Raw genomic sequence first — 15,131 nt, forward strand, 5'->3', positions numbered from 1 at the left:
CAACATCAGAGATTCTACGGAAGAATAAATCCCGTAGGCAAAGATAACCGTGTTTATACGGATTTCCGCTCGTCTGAGTCCAGGCATACTAAATAACAAGTTACCCAATTAGCTCACCCTCTCAGGGAGACGGAAATACTTTTGTCTGATGGAGTTGAGCTTTTTTGTTAATTACTGGAGATCTATCATGAATGAGTATTTCAACACCTTCCTCAATCTCGATGAATCCATCGATCAACTGCTGACGGATGAGCATAATTCTCTAGAGCTTAAGCAATCTGCCACAAGTCTAAGGAAGTCAGTTCAACCGTGCGTTGAAGAACTAAAGCATTCGGCTGTGAAACTTAAAGGATTAGTCCAGGGATGTTTCTATGATTTGTATAACGCCGAGGATGTTTGGAATAGCAAGCCGAAGATTGCTGAAGCTGCTAAAGATGAAATATGGGAGCAAATCGGACAAATTACTGGACGTTCTATCAGAATTCGTAATTTCGCAGATCAATGTAAAGACGAAGCAATAAAACGAGCCAATAAATCTTTAGATGAGCGGGTTGATTTTTTAAGGAAAAAATATTTTATTGACTCAAAAGGCAACAAAAAAAAAGGAATTGGATTTAGTGAAAAAGAGGGATTTATTAAGCAGGTAAATCCTAAAATTGATTATCATTATGAAGAAATGAAACGGATTATAAAAACAAGTATGGGTCTGGTATATCAAGAAATCATTAGTATTCAGATTGAGTCAATTCAACGCTGTATAAGTCTTCTAGATAACCAGAGTAAAGGCCAGTATATTAAGCAAATGGAGTTTATCATTAGTGAACTAGAAACTAAATTCACTGAGCCAACAGAGCATTTACCTAACTATCTTATAGGATTTAAATCGGCTGTAAAGCCAGATGTGAAAGCTTTGGTAGACAAGGGATGGGGAGATATTTACTGGGGAGAGGTTGTTGAGTTCAAAGAAAATGTTTATTCAAAAATTGAGAAGTTTATTACAGCTATCTTTGACGATAGAGTTAAATTAGCGACGGAAGCTCTAGAACAAGCGATCGCATTCTACAATGACTTCCTAGAGCGGCAAGAGCGATATCAGCAAGAGACACCAGAACAGCGCGAAGCTGAAAAAGCTTGGATTGACCAGCAACGTCAGCAACTCCAGCAAGTACAGGATGGGATAGAAGGCATCCTCAATGCTAGTTGATGGGAATACGGCTGGGGGATTGAAGGTGCGATCGCTCTCCAACCAATCAAGCTAAAATCTACAGTAAATCCCTATGATATTAGGGAATCCTTGACTATGCCCAACCAAACATCCTTCACTGAGGCTTTCGCCAATCTTGCCCAACTCTGTGACCAAGTAGTTGCCGATCGGGATGTGGTCATAATTACCCGACAGGACGGTGAAAGCGTGGCTCTCATTGCGGCTGATGAACTCGACAGCTTGATGGAGACAGCCTATTTACTGCGATCGCCCACAAATGCAGCTCGTCTATTAACTGCTCTGCAACGAGCGAAAACAAGAACACTAGAACCTCAAAGCATCAGCGCCCTACGCCAGGAGATAGGACTTGGCGAAGAAGGATAAGAATAAACAACAACCTGAAGACACTCCAGTTCGAGATGCTGTCTTTCATCCAGAGTTTCGAGAAGATCTGGTTTTCTGGATAGAGACAGACCGCAAGACTGCCCTGAGAGCCTTTAAACTAATTGAGGCGATCATGCGTGAGCCTTTTACGGGAATTGGCAAGCCTGAGCTGCTGAAATACTTAGACTCAGGTGCATGGTCACGACGACTCACACAGGAACACCGCATTGTTTACTTGGTCAGTGATGACCGAATTGATTTCCTCCAAGCTCGATATCATTACTAACATTTAGGCGATCGCTCCCCAAAATCCAGAACGAGTGGTCGCCATCCATCCCCCTAAAATGACGCTATGGATTACTCTCCGGTAACTCAAGAATACTCTGCATCGGTTCAGCCGTCGTATCAATCGTCTTCACCGTATCATCTGCTTGAATACCGCCTTGCTCTTTGGCTTTCACCTCTTCCAGTTTTTCTTTAGCAATATTGGTTACCTTCTCCGCTTTGTCTTTAACTTGCTCTTGAAGATTTTGAACACCACGCTTGAGCACCTGCCAATCTTCATGGGTTTTCTTATAGTCTTCCATGAGAAAGTCTGCCGTCTGAGATATTCTTTGATTGAATCCTTCCGCATATTGTTGAGAGTCTTGAGCGATCGCATCGGGAACAATCACCCGCTTACTCCCAACGCTAGCGATCGCTGTGGCAGTGAGCAAGTAAATCCCATCCAAAACCCCACGCCAGCCGTTAGACGTAAATAGATAGCTGACCACAGCGCCAGTTTGAGGCAAAAATAGATAGTCAACAATTTTACCAGCTTTGTTGCCTGCATCCGTCCAAACCTCATGACCGATTAAAGCAACCGCACCCTCCGGCTTTTCGGGAGCGATCGCCTCTGAATCAACATTCACTAAAATGCTATCCTTGCCAATCGCCTCAATTTGTGCCCAAGTAAACGATTGTTTTTTATTGCCGAGGAATCCTGATTTGCAAGTCAAACCCACAACATGATGCGATTGAGGATTTAACCACAGTTGCTCAACACGCCCTACTTCTTCCGCTGTGCGGCGATCTAAAACCAGTCGATTGAGTACCTCACTCTGCTTAACGCTTTCTGGTTGTGTGTTCATAAATAAACTCCTTAGCCCATGCATCTAGTATGCAATCTGCATCGGCTTTCGAGTCGGAACAGGAAGGCGCTGTGATTTTTCTTCGCGATTGCCCGAAAATGCCCTCATTTTAAGGATGTAAGAACTGGAAGAACAGGACGCTGGCGAGCGATCGCTTCAGATCGATGCCTTTGATACCCATTCATACGGAATCCGATTTTATAACCCCCTTTATCCCTAAGAATAGGGAAAAGGGGGACAAGGAAGAATTTAAAGACTTTTGTACTAGGGGTTAAGCGTTGATGACAATCGTCTTCTAACTTTTGTCTCAAATATTTTTCTCCAGTAGAGTCTCAAACTCCGCCTTTAATGAGCCGATATCAGCCACTCTTGCCACTAACAAATTATTACGCCCTGCATCACATAACCGTGCTTTCCAATACCGAATGGGTTCCGAGTGGTTTACCCAGAATTGAATCACCGTGTCCACCACTTCATCCCTGTTCCAACCTTGCTTGGGGGGTACAGTCTCGATCGATTGCAGGAAAGCGTCAAGCTTACATTCATAGCTTCCCAAGTATTCAATTCCTGTGGTTAGAGGTTTTTGGACAAAATTTTGTTGATGATTGAAAAAATCGAGGATCGGAGAAATCCCTAAGAGTTCAAATGTATATTTCACTACTATATCCCTCTCTTTTTGTCAGCTATACAAAAGATTGAACCTATTATGTCCAGCGGATGTTTCCTTAACATCTAACTCAAGTTCAGGTCTTTTGTAAACCATTAGAAGTAAATTTATAGTTAGCACTCTGAACCCTAAAGTGCTAATAGAAAGTTAGCAATCTCAGTCCTCAAGTGCTAATTAAGAACGACTCTTTTTGACCGCTTTAGTCCTCCCGGAGCCAGCATAACAACTAATTTTCTCCTTCATTTGTACCGACCAAACAATAGAGGCACGATCTGATCGTGCCTTGACAAAATTCGGATTGAATCTCAAGAAAAACTGCCCTTAGCCAAATACAGACAACGGGAGATTTTAACTTTTAAGGTGAGTTTTCCCATTCTGGAGTAAGACGACGGTAGTTATATTGAGCCGCACCAGGGTGACAAATCACGCAGCTTGCAGGTTTTACCGTTTGAGAGAACTTCACTCGTGGATGTAGGGCTTTAAAATAAGGAGATTCTGAAATCCGATAGGGAAGGGGCTTTTTCGCCTCTTCTGGACGTGAATAGGCTCGGATGTAGTCCCACATCGTGATTAGCACCGGACCAATCAACGGCTTTAATTGCTGACCAAAATGCTGCTCTGGTTCTAACAGCAGACGACGCCAAGTTTCTGAAGGCAAAACTTCGGGAGGGAGAGGAACGTGACAACTGGCACAGTTTTCTAAGTACAGTTCTTTCCCAAGCTGATAGCGAGGGGTAATGGGATCTACTGTACCCGTCTGTTCAGCCGTCCCCTGAGCAATGAGATCGGGTTGGGCAGGGATTCCTGGCGCGATTTGGGCGCTCACTCCTGGAGGGCTGCCAAACGAGATCGCCATTCCCCACCCCAAGGAGATACTCCACACGAGCAGCAAAAACAACAACACTACTGGTGAACGCCCTCGCTTATACCCTTTGGGTTTAGACTTGACCGATTTAATTTTCTGAAACCCCACACTGGCATGGCTTAAAAAATCCCCAATGGTATTACGTCCTCGAATTCTAGACCTCACACGCTTGGACATAATCAAACAAACAAATTTAAGGAATAGGCACAGATCGCAGCAACTGCTCCACAATCGGCTTCGCTCGACGCCCACCTGCCGGAATCAGACGATGAGCAAGCACATAAGGTGCGAGGAACTTCACATCATCTGGAATCACATAATCTCGACCTTCCAAGAAAGCCAATGCCTGAGCTGTTCGCTGCAAAGCAACAGTACCACGAGGACTCACCCCCAATGTCACTTCTTCCGAGGAGCGGGTCGCTCGGACTAAGTTAACAATATATTGTTGCAACGACTTATCCATTTTCATTTGATGGCAAAGGCTGCGTAACTTCAGAACATCTTCCGCAGAGATACAGGTGCCCAGTTCCGAAACCTTCATCCCCTCTTGATGCCGTTCCAGCATCTGAAGTTCTTCATCTTCCGTAGGATAGCCCAAGCTCAAAGACAGCATGAAGCGATCCATTTGGGCTTCTGGCAAAGGGAACGTTCCTTGATACTCAATCGGGTTTTGGGTGGCAATCACAAAAAACGGCTTAGGTACAGGACGAGAGACACCATCCACCGTTACCTGTTGCTCCTCCATCACCTCCAACAAGGCGGACTGGGTGCGGGGGGTTGCCCGATTAATTTCATCCGCCAGCAGCACATTGGCAAACACGGGGCCTGGGAGAAATTCAAACTCACCACTGCGCTGATTCCAAATATTGGTTCCAGTAATATCAGTGGGCAGAAGGTCGGGCGTGCATTGAATCCGCTGAAACCGTCCCGCAATGGAACGAGCCAGGGATTTAGCCAGAAGTGTTTTCCCAACCCCAGGAACATCTTCTAACAAGGCATGACCGCCCGCTAGCAGCGCCACCAGTACCAGGCGAATCGCCTCGGCTTTGCCGACAATGGTATGACCCAGATTTTCTGTTAGCTGTTCAATCTGTTGTCTCATGACAGTTAGATACCCCCCACAGCCCTATTTTCCTTTTTCTCTTACAGCCTCAGCTTCTAATCCCGACACCCTAACACAGCTCTTGCGGCTTCACAGTCTACCTGAATTTGCCGCTTGAGGTCTTCTAGGGATGCAAATTTTTGTTCGGGTCGCAAAAACTGCTCTAAACTCACCGTCAAGGTCTGACCATACAGATCTCCTGACCAATCTAACAGGTGAACCTCGACGGTTACACCAATGCCACTGACCGTGGGGCGGTGCCCAATATTCATGACCGCGCAGGGAGAGGAGGCAAGAGAGGACAGGGTGGGGTGATGAACTCGCACGCCATAGACGCCATGCTTGGGCAAAAACTTTTCCGGCGGGAGTTGAAGATTTGCGGTGGGAAATCCTAGCTTTCTGCCCAATTGTTGTCCTTTGACGACAACGCCTGTCAGGGTGTAGGGGCGTCCCAGTCGCAGGTTGGCTTTGGAGATATCACCCTCTAGTAAAGATTGGCGAATACTCGAACTACTAATGCGTTCTCCCTGACACATTTGTAGCGACACAATACTCACCTCAACGCCATAGGAAGATGCGATCGCTTTCAACTCATCTGCCGTCCCCGCGCGACGATGCCCGAAGTGAAAATCTTCTCCCACACTCACATGAGTGGCTTGCAATTGCTGCATTAAGATTTTTTCCACAAATTCTTGCGGACTCAAGGAAGCCAGTTCACGATCAAAGGGCAAGAGAACCAGTTGTTCCACACCCAGAAGACTGAGTTGCTGAACTTTTTCTGACCTTGTGGTCAAAAGGTTCCAGCTTTGACCTGAAAAAAATTCACGGGGATGAGGATTAAACGTCGCTACTGTGCTGTAAGTATGACCTTTCCCCAGCCTGATTGGGCGTTCCAAATTCTCTTTAGAGTTGGGCAATCTCAAACCTTCAATCCCACCTTGACCCTCTGGGAACGGTGGAGTCATGGCAATGGATTGAGCGGCCCCAGGTTGTTGCAAAATCGGTTTAATAACTTGACTGTGCCCTCGGTGAACGCCATCAAAGTTTCCTAGGGCAACAGCAGTTGGAGTTAAAACAGTAGCGAAAGACGAAGTAACCCACACGCTTTACATTTTGACACAATTAAGGGATTAATGGCTAGTCGTTTACAAGATGGCGCACGACTGCGCCGGGATGATTGCCTAACGGCTAACCAGCAATGCAACCGACTACTATACTTTGGATAATTGACTCAAGCAATGGTCTAAAGCCCTTCAATGGTCTTGACGAGCCTCAATCCCTGCAAAGGCTTTTTCTCTATCCAAAAGCGTATGATCACGGTTCTCCCTGAGATTGGGATTAAACAGTGAGTTTCACTTCTTCAGGCGCAACCAGATGTCCTGCGGCAGAACCCCCTAAATGAATGATCTGACCCTCGCGAGCCATCAGGGTATTGGGAAACTGCTCACAGGCTTGTTCCCCGACATGATCCAGAAAATCATCATTATGCAGCGGGTCATGGTGAAAAATCACCAGTTTTTTCACATTGGCAGCTTTAGCCACTTTGACGGCTTCCTGCCAAGTTGAATGCCCCCAACCGACCTTACTCGATGCCTTCGAGTGGTATTCTTCATCGGTGTAGGTGGCATCGTAAATCATCACATCGGCATTGTGCGCCAACTGGAGGACGTTTTTATCTAGAGTGTCTGGGAAATGCTCCGTGTCTGTAATGTAAGCCGCTGAGTAACCTCGCCAGTTAACGCGGTAGCCTACAGCTTCACCGGGATGGTTTAATAGCGCATTCTCAACCGTAATTTCCCCAATCTCAACTTTCTCCCCAAGTTCTAAGTCATTGAACTTTAAGTCGGCCTGCATGATTCGGATGGGAACAGGAAAATTAGGGTGAAGCATCTGATCCGTGAGACGTTTCTCAATCGTTGCTCCATTGGGTGCCGGTGCGCCATAGATATGAAAGCAATTACCCTTGATAAAAGCAGGTATAAAGAAAGGAACTCCCTGAATATGATCCCAGTGGGAGTGGGTGAAAAACAGATGAGCTTCTACAGGCATTTGCGAGAGCATTGACTGCCCCAACACTCGCAAACCTGTGCCTCCATCAAAAATCAGACGCTTACCATCCACTTGCATCTCGATGCAAGGCGTGTTGCCTCCATAGCGGACAGTCTCCGGCCCTGGACAGGCGATACTTCCTCTGACGCCCCAAAACTGAATTGTGAATAAGTTTTGTGTACTAGACATAATTTTTCCTTGCAGGCTTCTTCAGGCAGTTCATCAGTAAGTTTTACCAGGTTATTTAGGTTGTGCCGGAGCGTGAATGTCTGTTTTCGTTTATCCGATAAAGCTCCATCTAGGTTTTAGTAAAGTTTGGCGAAGTTGACAAGCACTGTTTGGCTGAGGAGCGCCATCTGACATCTAAACAAACATTTAAAACAACTGAGCCAAGAGAAATTTTTACCCTGATCACTGAATTCGTGGCGCATCGCTCTCATGAGCGGCAGTAAGCGTCAGTGGAGCGAGAACGCGCCCCCTCGGTAGTGTTAACCCAGCGAGACTCCTTAATCTCTAAGTTGCGAATATCGAACAACCAGCGTCTTACTTTTAAGTTTTTTTCGTATTTGCCCATAGCGCAGGAGATACAAAATTAGCTGAGCCAATCAGCAGAAATATCACCCTACAGGGGATACTTACAATCCTATTCGACGAAGGTTTCCTCTCGCAATTTTCTCGCAATTTCCACGCGTAATGCCAATCTCTTTCGAGAAGTACACTGCTTAAAAAGTAGGACTCCCGGTATACCTGTCATTGTCAAAAGATTAACAGTTTTGGCTCCACCCTGTCTCGCTTTTGATGCAACAAAAACTTGTGATTATGATCACCTTGCATAAAGAGTGTCTCGTTAGCAACCCATCGGCTTTAATGGATTTTAGTTGCTCAATCGTTCAGACTTACAAACAGGCAAAGAATGGTGTTCTGATTTAGGAACATCCTTGTACTCTTAAGCCATGACAGCTTCTAGTAAACTCGTAGAAGCCAGATAGATTGGCGACCCTTAGAACTTTTGTGAGGAGATGCGACCCGCCAACTGCCGATGGAACGATCAAACGGGTTCCGAGTATATGCTTATACATTTATCATAATCAACCTCTACGGGAATGACCTTGTGAGTTATTTTCGGCGACGGGCACCGAGGTAGAATTTAAATATCACGAAATATTACTTAACACTTGAGGCCGTTATGGAAGCGAACGTGGAAATCTACACTTGGAGCCGTTGCCCCTTCTGCATCCGTGCTAAGGCTTTATTAAAGCAAAAAGGCGTGAATTTCACCGAATATTGCATTGATGGGGATGAGGTGGCACGCGCCAAAATGGCTGTGCGAGCCAATGGACGCCGTTCGTTGCCGCAAATTTTCATTAATGACCAACACATCGGCGGTTGTGATGATATTTACGATTTGGAATTTCAAGGTAAATTAGACCTCCTGTTAAAGGGAGACGCTGCCGCTAGCTGACGAACCCAATCCGAGTGAGCAATTCTCCTGGTAAGTCGTTAAGCTAGCTGTTCTAAGCTTCTCACTCGCTCTCCATTTCCATGAAAAGAGCGCTAATTGTGATGACTCAAAACAAGGGAAGGCGTGAAGTGGAATCCTCCCAAAACATGGTAGCCTGTGCAGGGTGAGCTGAAATTCCACAAGCTACTGTCAATACGGCAAGTGCGATTGACAGTAGGAGACAGCCCCTGGAAAAACACCCGATGCATTTGTCCGACGAGTTAAAGGATTTCTGGCGTGAAATTTGCGTTCATCATTGACCCACTCTCAAAGCTCGACCCCGGTCATGATACCAGTGTGGCGCTGATGGAAGCCGCACAAAAATTAGGTCACGAAGTTTGGGCGACTCAGGCTGAAAAGTTGAGTGTGGTGAATAGTCAGGCATGGGCGCTGTTGGAGGAGGTGAAACTGACGCCCGTTGAACTGGTGGAAGGGCGATGGCTGGTTGGGGAAGACTGGTACAGATCTGAAGGCGGGGTTTGGCGATCGCTACAGGAAATGGATGCGGTATTCATGCGGACAGACCCACCTGTAACGGTTCCTTATCTGTATGCTACCTACATTCTGGACTATATCGACCCTGAAAAAACCCTGGTGATTAATTCACCGTCGGGAATACGGGCGGCGAATGAAAAAATGTACGCCCTTCAGTTTAAGGACGTGATTCCAGAAACTATCGTCAGCCAAGATAAGGCAGTGATTCGCAAATTTGTTGAGGACAAAGGGGCAGCAGTTCTCAAGCCATTGGGTGGCAAAGCGGGTGAGGGAATTTTATTTCTAGAACCGGGCGATCGCAATTTTAACTCTCTAATCGAAGTGAGTACCAAACAGGGGCGTGAACCGGTGATGGTGCAAACTTACCTCCCAGAAGCCAAAGAGGGGGATAAACGAATTATTCTGCTTAATGGTGAACCCATTGGTGCCGTCAATCGCATTCCTACGGGCAACGAATTTCGCGGCAACATGGCAGTCGGCGGTAGAGTTGCAGTTACGGAAATTACGCCGCAAGAGGAGAAAATCTGTGCGGCAGTTGGGCCAAAGTTACGAGAGGATGGTTTATATTTTGTCGGCATTGACGTGATTGGTGGGTATCTCACCGAGGTTAACGTCACTAGTCCCACGGGCATCCGAGAAATCGATCGCCTCAATAACGTGCAGTTGGCGAAACAAGTGATTGAGTGGATTGAAGGGACGAAAAAGGGGTAATTAACCCAACTTAATTTCACAGCGTAAATTCAGCAAACTCACTATTTTCATCCACATCGGGATTTTTGCCGACACGAGTGAGCTGGAAATTAGAACCATGAATTAATTCTTTGAATGTAATTTGTGAGTTTTGTTGGAGAATATTCAGAACACTGATGAAGTCCCGTACAACTTCACGCGGCGTTGAGAGTTTATCTGCCCCTAAACGGTTAACAACCTCTTGTTTAAATTCCTCAATTTCACGCGCCGAGAGAGGCTTCTTGATGTTGTAGTGGATAGCATGAACCTCAGCTAAGCGCTGTAAAAGCTTGGAAAGTTCTTCTGAAGTCAAAGGTTCTAGTTGAATGACAGGTGCAGCAGTATCTTGCAAACCTTCCTTGAGGAAACGGCTTTTGGCTAAGCGAGTCCTCCACGCTTCATCACTGTGCAGTCCCCGGCGGGAATCTTCCAAAAACTGAGGCGTTCCCCCGATGAGGATGCCAAGATGTTCTGCTTTACCCTGCATTGCATCGTTAAACATAGCTAGCAGCTTGTCATAATTGCTCTGGCGGGAAGCGGTATGAGTAATTTTGTACAAATGAATTGCTTCATCTAACAGCACTAATAATCCTTTGTAGCCGATATCGGAAACAAACCGGGCAAACAGCTTGATGTAGTCATACCAGGTATCGTCATCAATAATGACTCGCACGCCTAAGGCTGATTTGGCTTCCGTTTTGGTAGCAAATTCTCCCCGTAACCAACGCAGTGCAGCATCCTTCTTATCGTTGTTGTCCTCGCGGTAGCCTTGCCAATAGGCAATGATCACATTGGCAAAGTCAAAGCCATGCACTAAGCCTTCTAGGTTATCGACGACTTCTCGAATTTTCAATTCAACTGAGTCATCAAACCCTTCATCGTGAGGACGTTTGCCAGTTTCTTGAGCAACTTGGCTAAGAATAGAGCTAATCCATTTTTCCAGAATTAATGCGATCGCCCCACCATTCGGATTAGTGCGAGTGGCAATATTTCCCATCAATTCTCGATAGGTTGCCACCCCATGATTCTTGCTTCCGGCAAGACGGCGTTCTGGGGATAAATCTGCATCCGCAACCACAAAACCTTGCTCCATTGCCTGGTTGCGAATCAGTTGGAGCAAAAAGCTTTTCCCTGAACCATAACGCCCGACAATAAACCGGAAGGCGGCACCCCCTTCGCCGATATTTTCCAAATCTTGAGCAAGGGCGGTAATTTCCTTCTCTCTCCCCACCGCAATATGTTCTAAACCCACTCTGGGTACAACACCTGCTGCCAAGGCGTTAATTAGGGCAGTTGAGACTCGTTTTGGAATTTTCTGCATGATCACTCATCAAGCTAGTGGCTCTCCCAATCTATCTATGTTGCCTTAAACTCGATCAAAAGGGAGTCAAGTTATGGTACAGCAACCCAGACAGTAAAAACTGCTTTATAGCTGCGTCATTGCAATTGAGAGTGTTACAGGTAATCCGGATGAGGAACTGATGACTGTTGGTATCTCGGCTGAAGAAGTCAAACGCCAAGCCGAATAATTGTTGGTAAGAGACTACGGTTGCAATGACGAAATAATCCGCCAATTGATGCAGCAGGCGAAAGTCGAATCTTTATCTCCTTGGTGTTCCTCCACGGAGAATTACACTCGCCCCTAACAGGACTAAGTTTTGGATTGAGGTGGCACAATAATTTCCCTAGAAGAAGATGAAGTATCGGAGTTTTCTGTAATTGCGTCGCTAATTTTAAAGGGCGCAGATTGAAGAGCCAACAGGTCTTTAAAATACAGAATTATTGGCTCCTTCAATATAAGAGAATAATCTTCGTGAATTTCTGGAATTAAGGAAATTGAACCACTTACAAACAGAGTATCCCCAAAGATATTCAGAGCATTTTCATTAATAGAGTCAATTAATACTTCAGGCATGGTTGAGTTTTCATCAGCAATTCTTTTCAAGGTAGCTCTGTCTTGCTCTAAAATTGCCTTCAATGCCCTTTGCTCCTGATTACTGAGTTGTTGGATAAATTCGAGCCATTCGTGCCATTCTTCAGGTAAGATTTGAGAGATTACACTATCAGAATCTAGGGTATAAATTGGAGATCGGGCGGTTCTCTGTGGCTCAAGGACTTGAATTTGAGTTTGCCAATGCTGAAACTCGGCTTCTAATTGCTGCTTGCGGCTTTCTAAATTAGCTAAATCTTGATTTAACTTCTTTTGTTGCTTACGTCTTTCGGAGATTTGGCTCAGTAACTGATCGAGTTTAGCTTTACCCGCCATTAAACTCACTTCAACTTGCTGTTGCTGTTCTTGTAAGGGTGCTAAAACTTGATTGAGTTGTTCTTGACGTTGTTGAAGAACCTGAATTTGGGTTTGTAAGTCATAAGCTTCTCCTTCTAAGTTCCGTTTCTGATTTTCTAAGGTAATTAAGTCGGGGTGTAGTTGTTCTTTTTGCTGCTTTTTATAAGATATTTGTTTGTGCAGTCGCTCAATTTCCTTCTTTAATTGATTGGCACGAGATTCGGTTTGATTAAGCTGAAACGCTTTAGCCGAAAGGGATTGTTCCAGTTCAACTTGTTGTCTTTCTAGCCGCTGTATTTGAGTCTGTAAATGATAAAATTCAGTTTCTTGTTGTTGTTTTTGTTTCTGGAAATCGCTAAGTTCCCGATATAATTCGTTTCTTTGGATATGTAAGTCGGAAACTCGGTTGAGGAGCTGACTGCGTTCCCCTTGCAAGGCATTAATGCTCGCTTCTACCTCTTGTCTGGTTTCGGTTGCTGAGGCAAGTGATTGATAGAGTTGATTTTCTTCTTCCAGAAGTTCTTGAATCTGGTTTTGTAGGGAGCCTCTCAATAACTTTTCCTGATAAATTCGCCGTTTTTCAGCAATAGCCGCTCCTGCATAAGTCCCAGGAACTGTAATAACACCCGTCAGTAGCGCTTTATTGATGTCTCGATTCACCAGCAGTCCCAGTAAAAAGCTGACACTGAAGGCAACTGAACCGATCAAAATTCGATTGACTACCCTTATTGATTGCATCTTGCTTGTTTTGCACCAAGTCAATAGACGACAGTGAGGAATAGGTAATGGATAAGTGGTAATTAATTGGAGTCTTTTTACCCATTACCCATTACCAACACATTAGTTTTAGTGATTTGACTTTGAAAGAGCTAATTCGCCCCTGAGGAAGTCAATAAACTGCCGTGCCGTGCGTCCAGAACGCCCATTATGACGGGTCGCCCATTGCAAGGCACGATACTCTAATTCATTATCGCTCAGAGGAATTTTGGATTGTTCGGCTAGGTGGTGAACTATCTTAAGATAAGTGTCTTGATTGGCTGGCTCAAAGGTGAGGGTTAAGCCAAAGCGATCGCTAAACGACAACTTCTCCTGAAGTGTATCCCAAGCATGGACTTCATCACTATCATGGGGACGGGGTCGATCCTCAAAAAACTCCCGAATCAGATGTCGTCGATTAGAGGTAGCATAAACTACAACATTGGGCGGACGAGTGGTTACACTTCCTTCTAAAACAACTTTCAAGGCTTTAAAGGCATCGTCATCTTCCTCAAAAGAAAGGTCATCCACAAAAATAATAAATTTCTGAGGAATCGGACGCAATTTTTCTTGCAAAATTGACAAATCTTTGAGTTCAGATTTAGCGACTTCAATCAACCGCAAACCTCTTACAGCCAAACTATCACCATTCGCTGAATCGCTACACTGATTTAACAATCCCTTGACTAACGAAGATTTGCCCGTGCCGCGACTGCCGTAGAGCAAAATGTGGAGGGCAGGGTAACCCGCCAGTAAACATTCTGTATTCTTGAGTAAGGCGGCTTTCTGTGACTCATAACCCGCCAGTTCCGTAAGCTGGATCGGATCAGGGTGAGCAATCCCGATTAACTGCCCTGACTGCCAGCGAAAGGCATGATACTGGGCAAATAGCCCTGTGCCACATTGCTGGTAATATGCCGCTAAAATCTCTACTGCATCTGCCCAATCGTCCAACTGTGACAGCTTTTCTCGAAAAGACTGCTCATGGAATGTCCTACTCCGGTGGTGTACCCCGCTTGCCGTCCCCACATCCCCGTCATGATGCCATGCAATGGGGGCAACCGTTGGTTTAGCGGCGACTTGCACCCAACGGCTGAGTTGTTCGCTACTACACTGGTGAAGACTGTGCAATGTCTGCAAATCCTGTCGAGTGGCGGCGATGAGGGCAGGAGGTAATTTCTTAACGGGTATTAATTGAACTTGCTGGCTAAACGGATTATCGTCTCTGAGAATTTGGGTGACAAGGTAATCTTGCCAGCTTTGTTGACTCGCAGCTAAAGCTTTAAACCATCTGCCGTAAGCTTGGAGACACTTGAGTCCATCCGCATCGCTGTGCAGGAAGGCTTGCAATAAATTAGAGAAAGCTTGACCAACCTCTCCACTAAGGACAGATTGATAAAGTAATAGTGACGCCGCTTGGCGTTGGAGCATTTGAATGGAGGCAGTAGCGGGAGTAGCCATGCAGGAGCGATCGCTTCAGTCAAAGTGTCATTGAATTTTAGCCTCTACCCATCCTATCGAGGATATTACCCTCCTTCCCTGCGATATCAAACAGGGGTTAATACCCATAGTGCTAAAAATCAAGCGGGTTGCTCTGCTTAGAGAAATCTTCACACTAAGACGCTCGATCATTTAGGACAAGTGAAGTTTTCTGAGCAACTCTTGTCATCCGTGTATAGCTTAGATTACGCTCAATCAACAAGTCTTGGGAAAGGCTGGCAACAACTCATTGCTAAACCGAGTTAATTGTCAAATTATTAAAATTACAATTCATTTTAAAGGAGAAAAAATGACCAGCAACATTGCCAAAAACTTCGCCGCCGTAACTGTCGCTGGTACATTGTTGAGCTTTATCGTTGCTAGCACCGCTGTAGGCGTTGCCGTCATTGTAAACGTTACAGGCGTTAATGCGACGACACACAGCGATGTGAATTCTGTGCAACGATAGAAAATTCGTTCTGA

At 45.4% G+C, this 15,131-nt stretch carries 16 protein-coding genes; 6 read left to right on the forward strand and 10 right to left on the reverse strand.

What is annotated here, in order from left to right; all coding sequences use genetic code 11:
• The first annotated feature begins 187 nt into the window (after positions 1-187).
• From MIC7113_RS22570 to MIC7113_RS22580, 3 genes are all read left to right on the forward strand, one after another.
• Positions 188-1,204 (forward strand): hypothetical protein, encoded by a 1,017-nt coding sequence (locus MIC7113_RS22570; RefSeq protein ID WP_015184503.1) that lies wholly within the window; start codon positions 188-190, stop codon positions 1,202-1,204.
• A 96-nt stretch (positions 1,205-1,300) separates the two neighbouring features.
• Positions 1,301-1,588 (forward strand): type II toxin-antitoxin system Phd/YefM family antitoxin, encoded by a 288-nt coding sequence (locus MIC7113_RS22575; RefSeq protein WP_015184504.1) that lies wholly within the window; start codon positions 1,301-1,303, stop codon positions 1,586-1,588.
• Positions 1,572-1,874, forward strand: coding sequence for a Txe/YoeB family addiction module toxin (locus MIC7113_RS22580; protein WP_015184505.1), 303 nt, complete (start codon positions 1,572-1,574; stop codon positions 1,872-1,874). The genes MIC7113_RS22575 and MIC7113_RS22580 overlap by 17 nt, the downstream gene beginning before the upstream one ends.
• Before the next feature lie 64 nt (positions 1,875-1,938).
• Here the strand turns inward: MIC7113_RS22580 and MIC7113_RS22585 are convergent, their stop codons facing one another.
• From MIC7113_RS22585 to MIC7113_RS36770, 7 genes are all read right to left on the reverse strand, one after another.
• Positions 1,939-2,718: a PRC-barrel domain-containing protein gene (locus tag MIC7113_RS22585; protein WP_015184506.1), complete on the reverse strand. Its 780-nt coding sequence runs from the start codon at positions 2,716-2,718 to the stop codon at positions 1,939-1,941.
• A gap of 307 nt (positions 2,719-3,025) precedes the next feature.
• The gene (locus tag MIC7113_RS22590) at positions 3,026-3,376 is read right to left on the reverse strand and encodes a hypothetical protein (protein WP_015184507.1); all 351 of its coding nucleotides are present in this window, start codon (positions 3,374-3,376) and stop codon (positions 3,026-3,028) included.
• Positions 3,377-3,740: 364 nt separating this feature from the next.
• Positions 3,741-4,427: a diheme cytochrome C gene (locus MIC7113_RS22595; protein WP_015184508.1), complete on the reverse strand. Its 687-nt coding sequence runs from the start codon at positions 4,425-4,427 to the stop codon at positions 3,741-3,743.
• A gap of 16 nt (positions 4,428-4,443) precedes the next feature.
• Entirely contained in the window at positions 4,444-5,352 is a 909-nt protein-coding gene (locus MIC7113_RS22600; RefSeq protein WP_015184509.1) for an AAA family ATPase, read from the reverse strand.
• A gap of 56 nt (positions 5,353-5,408) precedes the next feature.
• A complete protein-coding gene (locus tag MIC7113_RS22605) occupies positions 5,409-6,455 on the reverse strand; it encodes a bifunctional riboflavin kinase/FAD synthetase (protein ID WP_015184510.1) in 1,047 nt (348 codons plus the stop codon).
• A gap of 235 nt (positions 6,456-6,690) precedes the next feature.
• Entirely contained in the window at positions 6,691-7,590 is a 900-nt protein-coding gene (locus MIC7113_RS22610; RefSeq protein ID WP_015184511.1) for an MBL fold metallo-hydrolase, read from the reverse strand.
• 247 nt (positions 7,591-7,837) lie between these two features.
• The gene (locus MIC7113_RS36770) at positions 7,838-7,975 is read right to left on the reverse strand and encodes a hypothetical protein (protein WP_015184512.1); all 138 of its coding nucleotides are present in this window, start codon (positions 7,973-7,975) and stop codon (positions 7,838-7,840) included.
• Positions 7,976-8,587: 612 nt separating this feature from the next.
• Here MIC7113_RS36770 and grxC point away from each other — a divergent pair.
• Both grxC and gshB read left to right on the forward strand, forming a co-directional pair.
• Positions 8,588-8,863, forward strand: a complete 276-nt coding sequence (gene grxC, locus MIC7113_RS22615) for a glutaredoxin 3 (protein WP_015184513.1) — start codon at positions 8,588-8,590, stop codon at positions 8,861-8,863.
• A 276-nt stretch (positions 8,864-9,139) separates the two neighbouring features.
• Positions 9,140-10,108, forward strand: a complete 969-nt coding sequence (gene gshB / locus MIC7113_RS22620; RefSeq protein WP_015184514.1) for a glutathione synthase — start codon at positions 9,140-9,142, stop codon at positions 10,106-10,108.
• A 16-nt stretch (positions 10,109-10,124) separates the two neighbouring features.
• On the opposite strand, the gene MIC7113_RS22625 is transcribed toward gshB, so the two are convergent.
• The 3 genes from MIC7113_RS22625 to MIC7113_RS22635 all read right to left on the reverse strand — a co-directional run bounded on the left by MIC7113_RS22625 (position 10,125) and on the right by MIC7113_RS22635 (position 14,630).
• Complete coding sequence (locus MIC7113_RS22625; RefSeq protein WP_155898080.1) at positions 10,125-11,453, reverse strand: ATP-binding protein; 1,329 nt, start codon at positions 11,451-11,453, stop codon at positions 10,125-10,127.
• A 324-nt stretch (positions 11,454-11,777) separates the two neighbouring features.
• Positions 11,778-13,151, reverse strand: coding sequence for a tellurite resistance TerB C-terminal domain-containing protein (locus MIC7113_RS22630; protein WP_015184516.1), 1,374 nt, complete (start codon positions 13,149-13,151; stop codon positions 11,778-11,780).
• A 108-nt stretch (positions 13,152-13,259) separates the two neighbouring features.
• Positions 13,260-14,630 carry an ATP-binding protein gene (locus tag MIC7113_RS22635; RefSeq protein ID WP_015184517.1) on the reverse strand — a complete coding sequence of 457 codons (1,371 nt, stop codon included), beginning with the start codon at positions 14,628-14,630 and terminating at the stop codon, positions 13,260-13,262.
• Positions 14,631-14,958: 328 nt separating this feature from the next.
• On the opposite strand from MIC7113_RS22635, the gene MIC7113_RS22640 reads away from it, so the two are divergent.
• Positions 14,959-15,117, forward strand: a complete 159-nt coding sequence (locus MIC7113_RS22640; RefSeq protein ID WP_015184518.1) for a hypothetical protein — start codon at positions 14,959-14,961, stop codon at positions 15,115-15,117.
• Positions 15,118-15,131 lie beyond the last annotated feature (14 nt).

Source organism: Allocoleopsis franciscana PCC 7113 (assembly GCF_000317515.1).
Classification (GTDB): domain Bacteria; phylum Cyanobacteriota; class Cyanobacteriia; order Cyanobacteriales; family Coleofasciculaceae; genus Allocoleopsis; species Allocoleopsis franciscana.